The sequence below is a fragment of the Bacillus sp. 2D03 genome (genome assembly GCF_003946765.1).
Classification (GTDB): Bacteria; Bacillota; Bacilli; order Bacillales; family Bacillaceae_G; genus Bacillus_A; species Bacillus_A cereus.
The window spans coordinates 80784-97405 of sequence record NZ_RPSJ01000007.1; the positions used below are offsets into that span (position 1 = coordinate 80784).

Sequence of the window (16622 nt, forward strand, 5' to 3'; positions counted from 1 at the left end):
ACATTATCTATATTATAGTAAAGAACTATTAAAATTGATAGACAAATACTAGAAAAATAGAAAAAGGGCTATCCATGTGATAACCCTTTTTCTTATTATCTTTCTTCACCTGCTGTTTGTTGTGCATCAAACGTCCAATTTAATTGTAACTTATCGCCTTGGAATTGATTTTGATCTTTTCCATTATCAACGAACCCAAATTTCACTTTGAATTTATCAGATTTACCTGCTGAAATACCTTTTTCATCCCAGAACCAAGCCGATAAATCATTATCTACAGCTGTAAGTGTGTCACCTTTTAATTTATCTAAAGTAGTTTGTTTCACAATTGTCTCATGCTTATCTACATTTTTTAAGAATGTTACTTTAATATGTTTACCAAAATCATCTTTATTGTCTTTCTTTACATCTTCTACATTATAATCTGTTTTCAGTAGAACCTTTTTAATATTTAAAGAGCCTTTATTTTCTAGTTTAAATTCTTTTTCAATTGTATCCCCAGGTTTTAAATTCGATACGTTAACAACTGTTGATGGATTTAATGCTAAATCCAGTGTTCCAGCCGCAAATGTATTATTTGACACTTCTTTATCACTGAAAAATGCAAATGTTCCTCCACCAACTAAAGCTGCTCCTAATACTGCTGATGTAATACCCATTCCTAATTTTTTCTTTAAAGTCATGTCCATATCCCCTTAATATATATTTGTTAACTTCCTAAACGGAAAGTATAACCAAACGAACTAGACGGATTGTTCTACTTTTTTATCTTTCTTTTCTCCGTCAATGCTACGAATAGCACCAAAAATAGAAATCGCGGAATACCCAAGTAAAAAGACTCCTGGAATAATAAGAAGTAATGCTGCTCCCGCTTTTGAATTCGCATAATTCAGTAAATAACCAACATACGGAACTGTAATATCTGCATACTTTCCAACTACATTTTCTGCAAGTACTGGCTCTAAATCTGGTCCGTTGTTGTTATCCCCTTTTGTTTCATACATTAATTTTCCATTTGTATCTTTCACACCGATAATACGGTGAGTGATAATTTTTTGATCTTTCTCTTTAAAGGTAATAACATCACCTTTTTGATATTTAGAACCATCTTTGTTTGGTTCTATTGCAATGATTGATCCTGTTAAAAACGTCGGCTCCATTGATCCTGAAAGAACGCTCTTAAATTGATATCCCATCACTGTCGGATCACCACCGCTTGCTTTTGAAGAAATAACTACAAAAGCTAAAAAAACCATCAATGCAAATAAAACAAATGAGATCGCGTTGCTAATTATCTTCCATATTAATTTCATCGTCTCTCTCCCTCTCCGTTGTTTTATATTATTTGAAGTATGCAATATCCACTTTGTTCTTTAACAAGAACACAAGTAAATGATATAACGAACTTTAAGTTATTGCAATAAGAAAATTTACAATTATTAGTTATTTAAAATATAGAAAAAAGACTGTGCCAAAATTTTACACAGTCTTTTTATTAGTAATTTATTTACCTTCTGATTTCATTCCTTTTGTATTTCGGCGCAACACTACATATAAAATTGCTCCAAATAATATAATCGCACCTATCCCAACACTTATTACTTTCACATTTGAGTCTTTTACTTCAGGCATAGTTGTATCTTTTTTAGGCATCGTAAAAGTGACATCTTCTGTTGAAAGAACATTTACCGTCGCAATTGTTTGATTATTTTTCGTAATATCAACTGCACCAACTACCTCACCACGATGTATTCCTTTATGATATAAAGATTCTTTATCTAATGAAGCCGCCCGGAAAATAGTTTTCACATTTTTCCCTTCATCTTTCTTAAGCATAAGCTCCGCACTTTGTTCCAACTCAGAATTAACATCTTTATTTAAATATGTTGTTTTTTGATGCCAATTATGTTTATCAAGCACCATTTGCTTCGTAAATTGACCGAAAGAATATTCCGCCATCTGCTTCAAATCTTCATAAATTTCAGGTCTTTGAGAAGCCATTACTACGCTTATAATACGATTTCCATCTTTCTCATTTAATAAAACAAGTGTATTACGTGCTTCATTCGTAAACCCTGTCTTACCGCCAATGCTATATGGATTTTCAAAAAAATTAGATTTATTAAAAATAGACACCGTCTGCCTAGACGTCGTAACTGTCGTTCTTTTCGTATTCATCGCTTGTAAAATTTCAGGATACTTTTGCACACCCTTCGTAATCATAGCCATATCATACGGCGTCGTATAATGGTTCGGATCATGCAATCCATTCGGTGTTACAAAGTGGCTATCTTTCGCCCCTAATTGCTTCGCTTTCTCATTCATCATATTAGCGAAATTCTCAACACTCCCGCCAATCCGCTCCGCAATCGCATACGACACATCATTCGCACTCAGCACCATTAAAATCATAAGCGCAGTATTTCTATTAATTGTCTCTCCAGGTTGAAACTCAATTTGATAATTACTCTTCTCTTGATCTAATGCTAATTGTGAAAATGTAAATTGATCCTCTGGCTTTGTATGCTCCATGAGTAAAATCGCTGTTAACACCTTCGTCGTACTAGCAGGAAATGCGCGGTGATATGCGTTTTTGTCATACAAAACATCTCCTGTTTTTGCATCAATTGTCGTTGCAAACTGACTAAAAACATTCGGTCCTTCCGCAGGTGGTGGTGCAACTTGTTCTGGATTTACTCCAATATTCGTCTCAGCACGCAATGTTATGGGCGTCAAAAAAAACGAACAAATAACTGTAATAAAAACCAAAATTTTCTTAAAATTTACCATATGACTCTCCCTTTTCCATTTACTCCTTAACAAAATAATAAATCTACCAATCATATGTAATTTGTATTATATTGGAAGAATTTTCACTATTTTTTACTATATCATACTTTTACGATAAAGAACATAAATATACAATAAAAATAAGAAGGAATTACTCTTTCTTATCCTTCTCATCAATCAACGAATCTATTAACTTTTGACTAGCTTCCTCGGGCGTAATCTCATCTGTTATTCCCATAAACGACCAACCTTTAGAATCAACCCACTCAACAAACTCTTGTAAAAATTCATCATGTGTAACATCCACATCAAGAATCGATCCATTAATCGAAATCGTTCTATTTTTAGACACGCGCATCTTGAACGTTTTTCTTACCATTACAACTTTTCTCCCTCTACTTCTGAATATTTATAAAGTGACACTTTCATCAACCCTCACGAATCGGACTTTTACGGGCATTCCGACCCGAACTTCTTTACTTTTGCTGAATTTCGAGGTAAGGGATCTTACTGCCCGCAAATAGCGAGATAAAATAATCATGTATCTCTGTTATACATGATTTTCAGTAAATTGTAAAAAGGATATATTGGCCAATTGGCATATTGAAACTGAAAATCTATCATTCTGCAAAAATATCAAATGATATGTAATTGATCATAAATGACTAAATAGATTCACATAAAAATAAAATAACTTACATTTTACCACACCAAATACAAATGACTTTCTTACAATGGAATGGAGTATACTAGAAGAAAACTTAAAATGAGGAGGAACCTCATGACGCGTTGTACGTATTGTAAAACGAAGTGGACAATAAAAGATGTATGGGCAATACTCGTGACATTTGAAAAGGATTGTCCGTATTGTTTTATGAGACAATATCTATCAAAGAAAACGGTGAACGCTATGCCAGAACTTATAAGCTTACCTTTACATTTCTTACTCCCTTTTCTTGTTGATTTGAGTGCTGAAGGTCCTTCGGATTGGTATCGTAAATAATATAACCACTACATCCAAAGACTACTTTCTACTAAATTCGCTTCTCATCATTATTCCTTCATACATTACTAGCATAATCGCTTATACTTTCCCTTTTGAAGATTCTCTAGCTCAGCAGGAAGAGCGTCCCCTGAACAAGGTTTATCAATTATGCCTTTAATAAACGATGATATATGCATACTGTTAAGCATAAAAATTAGCATTAAGTTCCACTCAAATATTAATTGAAACCCAACACTCCATTTAATCTGTAATCTAGAATACAAGCAGTGTTTTTTATTATGCATTTTTGCATACAGTATTATTTTCTCTTGTAAATAGATAATAATGTTATATAATAAAACCAACATTTTACCAATAAAAGGTAATAAGAAGTAGTGGAATAAGTAAATAACCAAAGCCTATTAACAGATTTGTTCTATATAAATCATGATACATATATGGAATCAAAACTATGAAATTTTATGTAGTGATTAGATTACTACAAGATGAAAGATTCATAGCGAATACACTTAAGGAAAAAACGTTCGATTAGATTAATGTGATATCTATCGAACGAATTGAGAATATACTTAGGGGGAATTTCAAGTGAACGCATTTAGTAAGGTATTATTAACAGGCGCTTTAGCTTTAGGCGGTTTAACAGCTATGAACATTGATACACCGAAGGCACATGCTGACGAATGGGATGGTTGTCATTACATTTGTGGTCCTGGTGAAACGGTGAACGGTGTTACAGTTCAGGTACACTCTACACAAGTTACTTTTGGTAACAGCGTAATTGCAAGAATTACAAATGACCGAGCTGAAGAAATTCATTACAATGTCAGCCTTGAAAAGAAATATGGCGATAGATGGGGAGAATTTGAAACCAACTTCCGTTGGCAAAATCAATGGGTCCCAGCTGGAAGCAATGATGAAATTGCAACTTTCACAGGATATGGCGATGATATTTATGAGGATGGAACATATCGTTATAAAGTCGAAATAAAAGGCGCTGACGGTTCTATTGATACAATTTACACAGCAGGAATGACAGTTACAGGGCGATAGCTCATGACTGAGTTGCATTATTTATGATTGTATTTTTGATACTATCATTGATAATTGCGGTGATATTATTATTAAAATAAGCTCTTCGGGGCTTATTTTTTATATAAAAATTCGAGCATTAATATTACGAAAATTTCATCTTTACACTATTGAAGTTTGTTGCTATTATAGGAATACACCAAATGTTACAATATTCAATAAATTATCTTATTATATGAATGAAAACATATTGCTGGTCGTAATATTTATAGTTGGGATCCCGTAGCTCAGCAGGGAGAGCGCCACCTTGACAGGGTGGAGGTCGTGAGTTCGAGCCTCTCCGGGGTCATAAAAAAGAGACACCATATCAACCTTCTACGTGATATGGTGTCTCTTTTTATCTAATTCAATCACTTTCCACCAAACATCTTCTCCAAAGACTTCGCATTGGCAAACAATACTTCTTTCAAGTTATCGTCAGCAACGATTTTATAGTCGCCATCTTTGTCTTTCTTTAAGTTCAATGTAACTTCGCGAGTTGCCATTGCTGCATCTTTATCCGTTAAGTTTTTGATGATAGTTGAGGTCATTGTTTTTTCGATCGCTTTTTCAGATTGTTCTTTGTCTTCACTAAATGCGCTAGCGAAGGCCATTGGCATAACTTCTCCCACTGCTTTTGTTACAGCAACGGATAGATCTGCAGATGTAATTTTCACTTTCACTTCTGCTTTGTCATCCTTTTTCGATACTTCTTCTAGCTTTTCAAATTTAAAGTTTTTCGTAATTGCACTCAGCATTGCTTTTGCCTCAGCATCATCTGTTTTTTCATTTAGTTTATTAAATTCCTTGTCACTCTCAACAAATGTACGAGCCTTTTCTACATCACCTTTTTGTATCGCTGTTAAAAATTCTTCTGTAGTATCTTTCGGATTTGCACACCCTGCTAAAACACCTGCTGTTAATCCTACTACCATCATTAATAGCAATAATCTCTTTATCTTTTGCACGCTCATTCTCCTCTTATCTTTTCTAGTAAGTCAGCATCATACAATATTATGAAACTGACATTACAAACATTTTTTAGTATAGCATTTATATGATTCGTTTTCTATTAATTCCCAAAAGGTAAAGGGCCTTGCAGCATTCCTACAAGGCCTCTCTTATATCAATCTGTATCCGTAGCACAAATGAACCACATTTTCTGTTCCCTACTATCTAATACCATCCACATACTCCAATCAAAAATCATAAGCGATAACCAAAGCGATATATTCATAGTAGCAAATAATAAATATAAAATGAAATCTCTCTTTTGTATTGCTCCTCTATTCATCAAAATGTAAGCGGCACCAATAGGAGGAAAAAGACAAATATTTTTCTTAACGACTACGGATACAAAGTTACTGTCTGCATATGAATCCCCTTTTCATCATAATACTTGCTTCAACATCGGTCTCACTACCCTATATTCATCACTATAAGCTTCCTTTATGATTAAAGGCGGGTAATCACTTTTTTCTTCCTCAATCATTATGAATACTTCTGTTTTCTCTTGTAATGTATTAGATTCTCTATTTTTAGTAGGTTTTTTACTTGTTTTAATTTTCTTTGTTACTTCGCCAAGTTTTTGCCCAACTTCTTCTACTTTGGCAGGTTCATTCGTAACATAGTATTCTTGTTCGTCCCATACTAATATAGGTGGCACTTGTTCTCTTTTGTTACATATTATATAAGTAGTACTAGCTACCAGTAGTATACAAGTTAATAAATAGAAGATAGTTCTTTTATTCATATACTACACTCCTTATCTATCATTTCATTGGATTATATAACACAAATTATTTACGGTAAATGGATTTGGTGGTAATTTTTAGGTTTAATAATAAAAAAACCTTACCGAAGTAAGGTTCCGTTTTTACATTCTATAGTGACTGATTAATTAATACGATCATTACAATAATTGCTATAAGCATAACAACTAAACAGCCGATTAATTTATAAAATCCTCGCTTCGTTAACGTCCCGCCTTGAACGTCTTTACGAATAAATAAGAATACGGCTAAAAATAATACAAGCCCAATGCCAAAAGCATACATCATTTGCATATGTTAATCTTCCTTTCTCTCCTCCATCTTAATATCTTTTTGCCAAAACAACAAATGAGATAAAGACGGTACTCATTGTAAGTGCCATAAGTATATTCAATAATTCAGTAGCTGATAGTATAAGTATTTTTAAGTTTAAGCCGATAGAGAAAAGAAGATAATATGCCGTTAATGCAAAAAAGGTTACAAACATTCCTTTATAACGAATAAGTTTCATTCGCTCGTCTTTTTCTTTAAATTGCGGATGCAAGTAGCTTAGACAGAAACTCATAATCATCATCCCCAGCAATGGATACGTTATGGCTGGCGGTGCAGAATGCGTCATTATACCTGTTAATATCATAAATCCACTCATAAATAGAAAAATAATCCCCATAATTACAAAGTACTTTTGTGAATAATTCATCCCTATTCCCCCTCTTCTTTTCCTTCATAAATAAATACATGTTCTATTGTTGTCTGAAATGTTTTCGCTATTTCAAATGCTAGCGGAAGTGATGGATCGTATTTCCCTTTTTCAATTGAGATAATGGTTTGTCTGGAAACTCCAAGTTTCTCAGCCAACTTTTCTTGAGATAGTCCAATTTTTTTTCGGTATTCGACCATTTTATTTTCCAAGGAAATTTCTCCCTCCTTCCATATACCGAGTATATATGTAAAGGAAACTTTACGTCAAGTTCCCTTTACATATATTTTGATTATTATTCACGCTATTTATATAGAAGAAACTTTTTTAAATTTCAGCACGTCTATTTTGAAGCGAAACACGGAACACTATAAATAAATGTTACTATATCTCCTCACTTCTTTTTTTAAAATTTAATATCTCCATATTTGTTTTATCCTTTTAAAATATTTCATTTATTTCTTTATTTCACGAAATGCGTTATTTGTTTTACGGTGTTTTTCGTCATATTTATAGAAACTAACTGTTTATGGAGCATTTTTTATGTTTAGCAACTTTTTTTGTAGAAATCCTTCACTTTCCTTTCAATATTTAACACTATCTAAATAAAGTTTACGATAAATTCATAATTTTTTATTTTTTATACTATATTCCGTTATATTGTTGTATAATACCTATGAAAGCGCTTATTATTTCAATATACATAATTCAAACTATTTTTATCGAAACATTCTAACTATTATACCTATATTTAAATACAGCAATTATAGCTATTAGTATAGGCATACCAAATATATCCACCCCATTTTTCTGTAAAATTACTTTATAACATGAAAGATTAACTTGGGTGATAAGTTATTGTGAATGTTTTTTTACAAAACAGATAAGTAATAGTGTTTGGTATTATGTAAATTATTGTAATAACATAAGAGTAAAGAAAACATTTACATTGATTACTGATTCATTACTTATTGAAAAAGAGCAAAATGCACCTTTGTATGGAAAAGGATTATATGCATTGGGAGGTTTAAACAAATGACGAGGAAGAATACAACGACAAACCCTTGGGCCAAGTTCCACGGTCCGAACCTTGGTTATGTTATTGAGCAGTATGATCTTTACGTAACTGGAGCAGGTTCTGTTGATCCGGAATTACAAGAGCTTTTTGAAATTTTTGGAGCTCCTTCGTTTCAAGATGATGTCGTAACAGGGGACAACACAGCAACACATTTTTCTCCTCAAAACACAGGTAATATTGAAAAAATTCTTAAAGTCGTTCAACTTGTTGAGCAGATTCGTTCTTTCGGGCACACGTTGGCTCACATCAACCCGATGGAAGATGCTGCAAATGGACAATCTCTTCTTGAGAAAGCAATGAACGAACTAAGCGATGCTGACTTGAAAGCGATTCCAGCGAAAACAGTATGGCCAGATGCACCAGAAGGTATTCACACTGCACTTGATGTAATTCATAGATTAAAAGACGTTTATACAAAATCTTTAGCTTATGAATTTTCTCATATACAAGATAGTGAAGAACGCGCGTGGTTGCATCAAATGGTGGAATCAAATTCATTGCGTCAACCACTATCAAATAAAAAACGAACTGCTCTTTTAAAACGTTTAACAGCTGTTGAAGGTTTCGAGCAATTCTTGCATAAAACATTCGTTGGGCAAAAACGTTTCTCTATCGAGGGCGTTGATATGCTTGTACCTGTTTTAGATGAAATTGTTCTAGAAGGTGCTAAGAACGGCGTAGAGGATGTCATGATTGGTATGGCTCACCGCGGTCGCCTAAGCGTACTTGCTCACGTATTAGAAAAACCATATAGCCACATGTTTGCTGAGTTCAAACATGCAAAAATAGAAGGCGCAGTAGCTAATTCTGGCTGGACTGGCGACGTGAAATACCACCTAGGTAGAGAACAAGTCGTTAGTAACGAAGAAGTTAGCACTCGCGTTACATTAGCAAATAACCCGAGTCATCTTGAGTTCGTGAATCCTGTAGTAGAAGGTTTCGCACGTGCGGCTCAAGAGAATCGTAAAAAATCTGGTCTTCCAGATCAAGATACTTCAAAATCATTCGTAATTTTAGTTCATGGTGATGCTGCATTCCCTGGTCAAGGTATTGTATCTGAGACGCTCAACTTAAGCAGATTGAACGCGTACCAAACAGGCGGAACGATTCATGTTATCGCAAACAATGCAGTTGGTTTTACGACTGATAGCTATGATTCTCGTTCTACGAAATATTCAAGCGACCTTGCAAAAGGTTTCGATATTCCGATTGTTCACGTGAACGCTGATGATCCGGAAGCTTGTCTTGCAGCTGCTAACCTTGCGATTCAATATCGTATGTTGTTCAAAAAAGATTTCTTAATCGATTTAATTGGTTACCGCCGCTACGGTCATAACGAAATGGATGACCCAGCAGTTACGCAACCACAAGTGTACAAAAAGATTAAGAATCACCCAACTGTAAGAGCAATTTATGCAGATCAATTACAAGCTGCCGGTGTTCTAAATGCAGATGAGATTGAAACAATTACGCAGTTTACACAAGAACAATTAAAATCTGACTATGCACAAGTACCACCAGCTGATACGAGCGATGCAACAATTCACGTTAAAGTGCCAGATGTTGTTGCAAAGGGCATTCAGTCAATTGATACTGGTGTTGAGCTTGACTCACTTCGTGCAATTAATGAAGGTCTACTATCTTGGCCAGAAGGCTTTAACGTATATCCGAAAGTGAAGAAAATTCTTGAACGCCGTAAAGATGCTCTTGAAGAGAACGGTAAAATTGAATGGGCACTTGCTGAGTCATTAGCATTCGCTTCTATTTTACAAGAAGGTACGCCAATTCGTTTAACTGGTCAAGACTCACAGCGTGGTACATTCGCTCATCGTCACATCGTATTACACGATACTGATACAAATGAAACATATTCACCATTACATCGCTTACCAAACATTAACGCTTCATTCTCTGTTCATAACAGTCCGTTATCAGAGGCTGCTGTTGTTGGTTACGAATATGGTTATAACGTATTCGCTCCAGAAACGCTTGTTATGTGGGAAGCGCAATATGGTGACTTCTCAAATACTGCGCAAGCATTATTTGATCAATATGTTTCAGCTGGAAGAGCAAAATGGGGTCAAAAATCTGGTTTAGTTCTTCTATTACCACACGGTTATGAAGGTCAAGGACCAGAGCACTCTAGTGCACGTCCTGAACGTTTCCTACAGTTAGCTGCTGAGAATAACTGGACAGTTGCCAACTTAACGAGTGCGGCACAATACTTCCATATCCTGCGTCGTCAAGCATCTATCTTAGGAACAGAAGCTGTTCGACCATTAGTACTGATGACGCCGAAGAGTTTATTACGTCACCCGCTTACGCTTTCAACTGCTAGTCAGTTAAGCGAAGGACGTTTCCAACCTGCTCTAGAACAAGAAAACCTTGGCACGAAACCAAACAAAGTAAAACGCCTTGTTTTAAGCACAGGTAAAATGGCGATTGACTTAGCAGCAGAAATCGAGTCTGGTAAACATGACTACAACTTAGATGAAATTCATGTCGTTCGTATTGAACAGCTATACCCATTCCCTGCTGAGAAAATTCAATCTATTATTAAACGCTTTAAAAACTTAGAAGAAATTATTTGGGTTCAAGAAGAACCTCGTAATATGGGCGCATGGCATTACATGGCTCCAATTCTGTTCGAACTAGCTGGAGATAAAGTGAAAACAGGTTATATTGGACGCCCAGATCGCTCTAGCCCATCTGGTGGCGATCCATTCGCTCACAAAGCTGAGCAAGAACTAATTGTTTCACACGCTTTAGATGTGAAGTATAACTTCCGTCAAGATAAACAAGAAATTGAAGTTTTCAGCAACTAGAAAGTAACAATGAAAGTTTCTAGCTTGTTACTTGGGCAGATATTCTGCCCAGGGGCAGGCTAACAAATGGAGATTACCGAAAACAAAAGAAGAAAAAACACACCGTTAGGCAAATAAGGGGAGGACATTTAAAATGATCGAAATTAAAGTACCTGAGCTTGCAGAATCTATTACTGAAGGAACTATCTCACAATGGCTTATCAACGTAGGCGACAAAGTTGAGAAAGGTGGCAGCGTTGTTGAGCTTGAAACTGATAAAGTCAATGTAGAAATCATTGCAGAAGATTCAGGTATTGTATCGAAGTTACTAGGCGAACCTGGGGATACAGTTGAAGTTGGCGCAACTATCGCAATTTTAGATGCTAATGGAGCACCAGTTGCAGTAAGTACACCTGCACCAGTGGCTGAGCAACCAAAACAAGAAACGACTGAAGCACCGAAAGCTGCGGCACCAAATGCTGAGCAAACTGCAACACTACAAGGGTTACCAAATACAAACCGTCCTATCGCATCACCAGCTGCTAGAAAAATGGCTCGTGAATTAGGAATCGACTTAAACGACGTACGTAGCACAGATCCACTTGGACGCGTGAGACCACATGATGTACAAGCTCATGCTGCAGCACCAAAAGAAGCACCAGCTGCTCCAAAGAGTCCAGCTCCTGCTCCAGTTGCAAAAACGGAATTCGAAAAACCAGTTGAGCGCGTGAAAATGTCCCGCCGCCGTCAAACAATTGCAAAACGTCTTGTAGAAGTTCAACAAACATCTGCAATGTTAACAACATTTAACGAAGTTGATATGAGTGCGATCATGGAATTACGTAAAGAACGCAAAGATGCTTTCGAGAAAAAACATGATGTACGTCTTGGATTCATGTCATTCTTCACAAAAGCAGTTGTTGCAGCATTAAAACAATTCCCATTATTAAATGCTGAAATTCAAGGTGACGAGCTTATCATTAAAAAATTCTATGATATCGGTATTGCAGTAGCAGCTCCAGATGGATTAGTTGTTCCAGTTGTACGCGATGCTAACCAATTAAATTTCGCTGAAATTGAAAGTGAAATTCGTGAATTAGGTAAAAAAGCACGTGACAACAAACTTTCATTAAAAGAACTACAAGGTGGTACATTTACAATTACAAACGGTGGTGTGTTCGGTTCTCTAATGTCAACACCGATCCTAAATAGCCCACAAGTTGGTATTTTAGGAATGCATAAAATCCAAGTACGCCCAGTTGCAATTGATAACGAGCGTATGGAAAACCGCCCAATGATGTACATTGCTTTATCTTACGATCACCGTATTGTTGATGGTAAAGAAGCAGTTAGCTTCCTTGTTGCTGTTAAAGATATGCTTGAAGATCCAAAGTCATTATTATTAGAAGGTTGATAGATTAAAAATCTATTAAAGGCTGTAGAATGATTCATTCTACAGCCTTTTTTTATTGTGTTCATACGGGACAAATTTCATGACATAAGGTAATAATGTATGCCTAAACGTAAGGAGGATTAAAATGAATAACCTTCCAATTCATGCAAAACTTAAAGTAAATAAGGATACTTTCTTCCTCCCCGATTCAAACGGGGGTGTCTATTTTCGAAATAACGCCAGTTCATTTCGTATGGACGGTGACGGAATTTATAACTGGATTGAAAAATTAATGCCGATGTTTGACGGTAATTATTCTTTAGCAGAAATAACGGATGGTCTCCCTCTTCCCTATCAAAATCGTGTACTTGAAATTGGAGAGATTTTATATACAAATGGATTTGTCCGTGATGTAAGTCAAGATGCACCTCATGAATTAAACAGCGCATTACTTGATAGATATGCTTCGCAAATTGAATTTTTAGAAGCAGATTCTCATTCAGGTGCTCTAAAATTCGAAACGTATCGCGCGGCAAATGTCCTTATAATTGGTTCTGGTAATATGCTTACTTCCTTAGTTTCTTCTTTATTAGAATCTGGTTTACCTACATTTCATTACCTCGTTACAGATCGGGATGAAACAAACTATGACAGAATACATGAGCTAATAGAACGTGCATATGAAGTTGATAACAGTGTACTCCTTCAAGAAATCGATACTACAATTGACCGTCCCTTACATGAGGTATTCGAACCTTTTGATTGGATTTTATATGTTTCTCAAAACGGAGACATTGACGGTTTAAAAACAGTTCACACTATTTGTAGAGAAACGAAAAAGAATTTCATACCAGCTATTTGTTTATCAACACTCGGTATAGCTGGACCTGTCGTAACAGAAAATCGTGATGAATGCTGGGAATCCGCATGGCATCGGCTACATGAAACGACTTTGCAAAATGAAAATTCATCGGATTCCGTCTCACCAATTACATCTGCCATGTTAGCAAATGTAATCGTTTTTGAATTATTTAAACATGTCGCGGATGATTCATATCGTGAAAAAGAATCACAATTCTTTTTATTAAACTATGAAACACTTGAAGGAACGTGGCATCCTTTTATAAAACACCCTCTTGCAACTGATGAAAGTTTTACAATTGATACGATAGAAAATCTTTCTGAAAAACTTGAGCATCGGTATGGCCAACATACTTCAACTGATGTATTCCGATTTTTCGACTCATTAACTTCTAAAGAAGCCGGTATATTCCATGTATGGGATGAACAAGATTCATATCAATTACCGTTATCACAATGCTATATTCAAGTAGCCACTCCACTATCAGATGGCCCAGCTTCCCTTCTGCCTCTTATGACTCGCAGTGGATTGACTCATAATGAAGCACGCCGAGAAGCTGGTTTAACAGGAATTGAAACATATGTAGCAGAAATCATTCACCGCCTTATTCCTGAACATAACAATATCGGTATCGGTGCTGGAGAAACGATGACAGAAGGATTTTACCGCGCACTGCAACAACATTTAAACAATAAACTGTATGAGCGGCAGTCACATATGCTAGAGGAACTTACAACTGTTGAGTTAACTGATATTCAAGATAAACATTGTAGATTTTATTACGATGCTCTCTCTACAATCCATGAAACGCCTAAAATCGCAATGAGTGAAGAGATTCTCAGTTTTCCAGTCGTTTGGGTTGGTATAAATGATAGATGGTACGGTGCATCTAATATTAATATGACGTTAGCGTTACGAAACGCACTACAACTATCACTCTTTCACGTTCAAAATGAAGAAATTCCTTACAGAGCTAATATCTTGCCTGAATCCTCTATTATTTTATATGACACGTATTCTTTTAGAGTGGAAATACAAGCGGAAGAAGAAATTCCAAGCGTACAATCTTTACAACTCGCCTTACAACATTTAGAAGAACATAATTTTTACCCCTTCGTATTTGATTTAGCGATTGAACCATTTTTGAAAGAAAACTTAGACGGTGTGTATGGGGTATTAATTGCAAAGGAGGACGGTTTATGATTCAAAATATATTGCTTATAGGAGATGGCCTTCTTGCAGACTATGTACATGATCAATTATGCAAACAATATTCCATCATTCGTCAGCATACTCTTACAGAAGAACTTCCTGAAAATATTCATCTCGCTCTCGTATTACATGATGGATCTCCTTCTACTATTCATCATGATGCTGAGCTAATTTTTCGTTCAAATCATATTCCGTGGCTACGTGGTTTTACTTCATTTGGTGAAGGTATTATCGGTCCTTACATTCATCCTCTTACGCCCGGATGTTCCCATTGTTCTGATGGACGCCGTTTTATCGCTGGCTTTGATCAAAAAGAAATGTGGGAACTACAGCGGAAATATGCCTTTAAAGCAGATAATGTAACGAGACGTGATGTACGTGCCACCCAAAATGGAATGTTGCAAATGTGCCATCTTATTTGCGCAGAAACAGAAAAAATATTAACTTATAACCATTCTTCTTTAGAAAATGAACTTATTTTACTAAACTTACAAACATTACAATGTACGCGGCATTCTTTTCTTCCAGATCCTCTCTGTCCTGTATGTAGTAATTTACCTGATGATACTGCGGATGCGGCGGAAGTTTCTTTACAACCAAGTTTAAAAGTAAGCACCGAAACGTATCGCTGCCGTTCCATTCATGAATTAAACACATTTTTAACGAGAGACTATTTAGATTATCGGGTCGGTATGTTGAACGGCAAAATGCAGCATTCTGTATTACCATTCGCTGACGTCATTATAAACATGCCATTGATGTTTGGAAATGAAGGTGTTGCAGGCCGAACCCATTCATTTGCAGTAAGTGAAGCAACTGCTATTTTAGAAGGTTTAGAACGATATTGTGGTATGTCACCTCGAGGGAAAAAGACAAATGTGCATGGTAGTTTTCATGATTTAGAGGAACATGCACTAAATCCCCTCTCGCTCGGTGTACATACCAATGAACATTATAATCGTGATGGTTTTCCATTTAAACCGTTTGATCCTGATTATGAGCAAAACTGGGTATGGGGATATTCTTTATCACAAAACAGACCGCTTTTAGTTCCTGAATCAATTGCTTATTATAGCCTCGGTCATCGAGATGCTTTCGTGTATGAAACATCAAATGGATGTGCAATTGGCGGTAGTTTAGAAGAAGCGATTTTTCACGGCATTTTAGAAATTGTAGAGCGTGATGCCTTCTTACTCACTTGGTATGCCGAATTACCTCTTCCCCGCCTGGATCTTAATTCAGCAAATGATACAGAATTACAATTAATGATCCAGCGGTTACGTACGATTACCGGGTACGAATTACACGCTTTTAATGCGACGATGGAACACGGCATCCCGAGCTTATGGGTAATTGCAAAAAATACGCGTGAAAATGGAATGAACGTTGTTTGTGCAGGAGGCGCTCATTTAGATCCTATTCGAGCCTTAAAAAGCGCCATTCAAGAAATAGCAGGCATGTTACTTATAACAGACGATGAGCTCGAGCACAAAAGAGAATACTACGAAAAATGCTTACAAGATTCTTATTTCGTTAATAAAATGGAAGACCATAGTATGCTGTATGGATTGAAAGAAACGGAAGAACGTCTTCACTTCCTTTTACGAGAAGATGCACCGGTGCAAACGTTCCAAGAAATGAATGTACCACAATCATTTGATATGGATTTAACATCCGATCTCCACCAACTTTTAAATCGTTTGCATCAATCTAATCTTGAAATAATCGTAGTAGATCAAACCGTTCCCCTTATAGAAAAGAACGGATTACATTGTGTAAAAGTTATTATTCCAGGCATGTTACCAATGACGTTCGGACACCATCTTACTCGGGTTACAGGACTAGACCGGGTATATACCGTACCGATGACACTTGGATATACAGACGAACCTTTAACGAATGAAAAATTAAATCCACATCCACATCCGTTTCCATAG

At 36.0% G+C, this 16622-nt stretch carries 15 protein-coding genes, 1 tRNA gene and 1 pseudogene; 7 read left to right on the plus strand and 10 right to left on the minus strand.

Annotated elements, in window-relative coordinates; translation table 11 throughout:
- Positions 1–95 precede the first annotated feature (95 nt).
- From EBQ15_RS17005 to EBQ15_RS17020, 4 genes are all read right to left on the minus strand, one after another.
- Positions 96–683: a CalY family protein gene (locus EBQ15_RS17005; protein WP_000172855.1), complete on the minus strand. Its 588-nt coding sequence runs from the start codon at positions 681–683 to the stop codon at positions 96–98.
- Positions 684–743: 60 nt separating this feature from the next.
- Complete coding sequence (gene sipW, locus EBQ15_RS17010; RefSeq protein WP_000767790.1) at positions 744–1313, minus strand: signal peptidase I SipW; 570 nt, start codon at positions 1311–1313, stop codon at positions 744–746.
- 190 nt (positions 1314–1503) lie between these two features.
- A complete protein-coding gene (locus EBQ15_RS17015) occupies positions 1504–2790 on the minus strand; it encodes a D-alanyl-D-alanine carboxypeptidase family protein (RefSeq protein WP_000247029.1) in 1287 nt (428 codons plus the stop codon).
- 151 nt (positions 2791–2941) lie between these two features.
- A complete protein-coding gene (locus EBQ15_RS17020; RefSeq protein ID WP_000251856.1) occupies positions 2942–3169 on the minus strand; it encodes a hypothetical protein in 228 nt (75 codons plus the stop codon).
- A 402-nt stretch (positions 3170–3571) separates the two neighbouring features.
- On the opposite strand from EBQ15_RS17020, the gene EBQ15_RS17025 reads away from it, so the two are divergent.
- The 3 genes from EBQ15_RS17025 to EBQ15_RS17035 all read left to right on the plus strand — a co-directional run bounded on the left by EBQ15_RS17025 (position 3572) and on the right by EBQ15_RS17035 (position 5174).
- Positions 3572–3793, plus strand: coding sequence for a hypothetical protein (locus EBQ15_RS17025; protein WP_000196289.1), 222 nt, complete (start codon positions 3572–3574; stop codon positions 3791–3793).
- Positions 3794–4381: 588 nt separating this feature from the next.
- A complete protein-coding gene (locus tag EBQ15_RS17030) occupies positions 4382–4846 on the plus strand; it encodes a hypothetical protein (protein WP_000991074.1) in 465 nt (154 codons plus the stop codon).
- Between the two features lie 255 nt (positions 4847–5101).
- A tRNA-Val gene (locus EBQ15_RS17035) sits at positions 5102–5174 on the plus strand.
- Positions 5175–5235: 61 nt separating this feature from the next.
- Here the strand turns inward: EBQ15_RS17035 and EBQ15_RS17040 are convergent.
- From EBQ15_RS17040 to EBQ15_RS17060, 6 genes and pseudogenes are all read right to left on the minus strand, one after another.
- Entirely contained in the window at positions 5236–5832 is a 597-nt protein-coding gene (locus tag EBQ15_RS17040; RefSeq protein ID WP_001169495.1) for a DUF4878 domain-containing protein, read from the minus strand.
- A gap of 139 nt (positions 5833–5971) precedes the next feature.
- Positions 5972–6158, minus strand: a pseudogene (locus EBQ15_RS31205) (hypothetical protein).
- Between the two features lie 96 nt (positions 6159–6254).
- Positions 6255–6617 (minus strand): hypothetical protein, encoded by a 363-nt coding sequence (locus EBQ15_RS17045; protein ID WP_001042763.1) that lies wholly within the window; start codon positions 6615–6617, stop codon positions 6255–6257.
- A 130-nt stretch (positions 6618–6747) separates the two neighbouring features.
- Positions 6748–6930 (minus strand): DUF3976 domain-containing protein, encoded by a 183-nt coding sequence (locus tag EBQ15_RS17050; protein ID WP_001178294.1) that lies wholly within the window; start codon positions 6928–6930, stop codon positions 6748–6750.
- A gap of 28 nt (positions 6931–6958) precedes the next feature.
- Entirely contained in the window at positions 6959–7336 is a 378-nt protein-coding gene (locus tag EBQ15_RS17055) for a hypothetical protein (RefSeq protein ID WP_001109899.1), read from the minus strand.
- A 2-nt stretch (positions 7337–7338) separates the two neighbouring features.
- Entirely contained in the window at positions 7339–7548 is a 210-nt protein-coding gene (locus tag EBQ15_RS17060) for a helix-turn-helix transcriptional regulator (RefSeq protein WP_000428519.1), read from the minus strand.
- An 823-nt stretch (positions 7549–8371) separates the two neighbouring features.
- Here EBQ15_RS17060 and odhA point away from each other — a divergent pair.
- The 4 genes from odhA (at position 8372) to EBQ15_RS17080 (ending at position 16622) form a co-directional block, all read left to right on the plus strand.
- Entirely contained in the window at positions 8372–11239 is a 2868-nt protein-coding gene (gene odhA / locus EBQ15_RS17065) for a 2-oxoglutarate dehydrogenase E1 component (RefSeq protein WP_000197123.1), read from the plus strand.
- A 133-nt stretch (positions 11240–11372) separates the two neighbouring features.
- Complete coding sequence (gene odhB, locus EBQ15_RS17070) at positions 11373–12632, plus strand: 2-oxoglutarate dehydrogenase complex dihydrolipoyllysine-residue succinyltransferase (RefSeq protein WP_000569926.1); 1260 nt, start codon at positions 11373–11375, stop codon at positions 12630–12632.
- A 124-nt stretch (positions 12633–12756) separates the two neighbouring features.
- Positions 12757–14676 (plus strand): putative thiazole-containing bacteriocin maturation protein, encoded by a 1920-nt coding sequence (locus EBQ15_RS17075; RefSeq protein ID WP_001061570.1) that lies wholly within the window; start codon positions 12757–12759, stop codon positions 14674–14676.
- Positions 14673–16622, plus strand: a complete 1950-nt coding sequence (locus tag EBQ15_RS17080) for a TOMM precursor leader peptide-binding protein (RefSeq protein WP_000615605.1) — start codon at positions 14673–14675, stop codon at positions 16620–16622. Before EBQ15_RS17075 ends, EBQ15_RS17080 begins: the two co-directional genes overlap by 4 nt.

What these genes read in the sequence shown, in the direction of transcription:
- sipW (WP_000767790.1), bottom strand. Translation starts at nt 1,313, where the DNA reads ATGAAATTAATATGGAAGATAATTAGCAACGCGATCTCATTTGTTTTA.
- EBQ15_RS17055 (WP_001109899.1), bottom strand. Translation starts at nt 7,336, where the DNA reads ATGAATTATTCACAAAAGTACTTTGTAATTATGGGGATTATTTTTCTA.
- EBQ15_RS17075 (WP_001061570.1), top strand. Translation starts at nt 12,757, where the DNA reads ATGAATAACCTTCCAATTCATGCAAAACTTAAAGTAAATAAGGATACT.
- EBQ15_RS17020 (WP_000251856.1), bottom strand. Translation starts at nt 3,169, where the DNA reads ATGGTAAGAAAAACGTTCAAGATGCGCGTGTCTAAAAATAGAACGATT.
- EBQ15_RS17080 (WP_000615605.1), top strand. Translation starts at nt 14,673, where the DNA reads ATGATTCAAAATATATTGCTTATAGGAGATGGCCTTCTTGCAGACTAT.
- EBQ15_RS17045 (WP_001042763.1), bottom strand. Translation starts at nt 6,617, where the DNA reads ATGAATAAAAGAACTATCTTCTATTTATTAACTTGTATACTACTGGTA.
- EBQ15_RS17025 (WP_000196289.1), top strand. Translation starts at nt 3,572, where the DNA reads ATGACGCGTTGTACGTATTGTAAAACGAAGTGGACAATAAAAGATGTA.
- odhA (WP_000197123.1), top strand. Translation starts at nt 8,372, where the DNA reads ATGACGAGGAAGAATACAACGACAAACCCTTGGGCCAAGTTCCACGGT.
- EBQ15_RS17005 (WP_000172855.1), bottom strand. Translation starts at nt 683, where the DNA reads ATGACTTTAAAGAAAAAATTAGGAATGGGTATTACATCAGCAGTATTA.
- EBQ15_RS17015 (WP_000247029.1), bottom strand. Translation starts at nt 2,790, where the DNA reads ATGGTAAATTTTAAGAAAATTTTGGTTTTTATTACAGTTATTTGTTCG.
- EBQ15_RS17050 (WP_001178294.1), bottom strand. Translation starts at nt 6,930, where the DNA reads ATGCAAATGATGTATGCTTTTGGCATTGGGCTTGTATTATTTTTAGCC.
- odhB (WP_000569926.1), top strand. Translation starts at nt 11,373, where the DNA reads ATGATCGAAATTAAAGTACCTGAGCTTGCAGAATCTATTACTGAAGGA.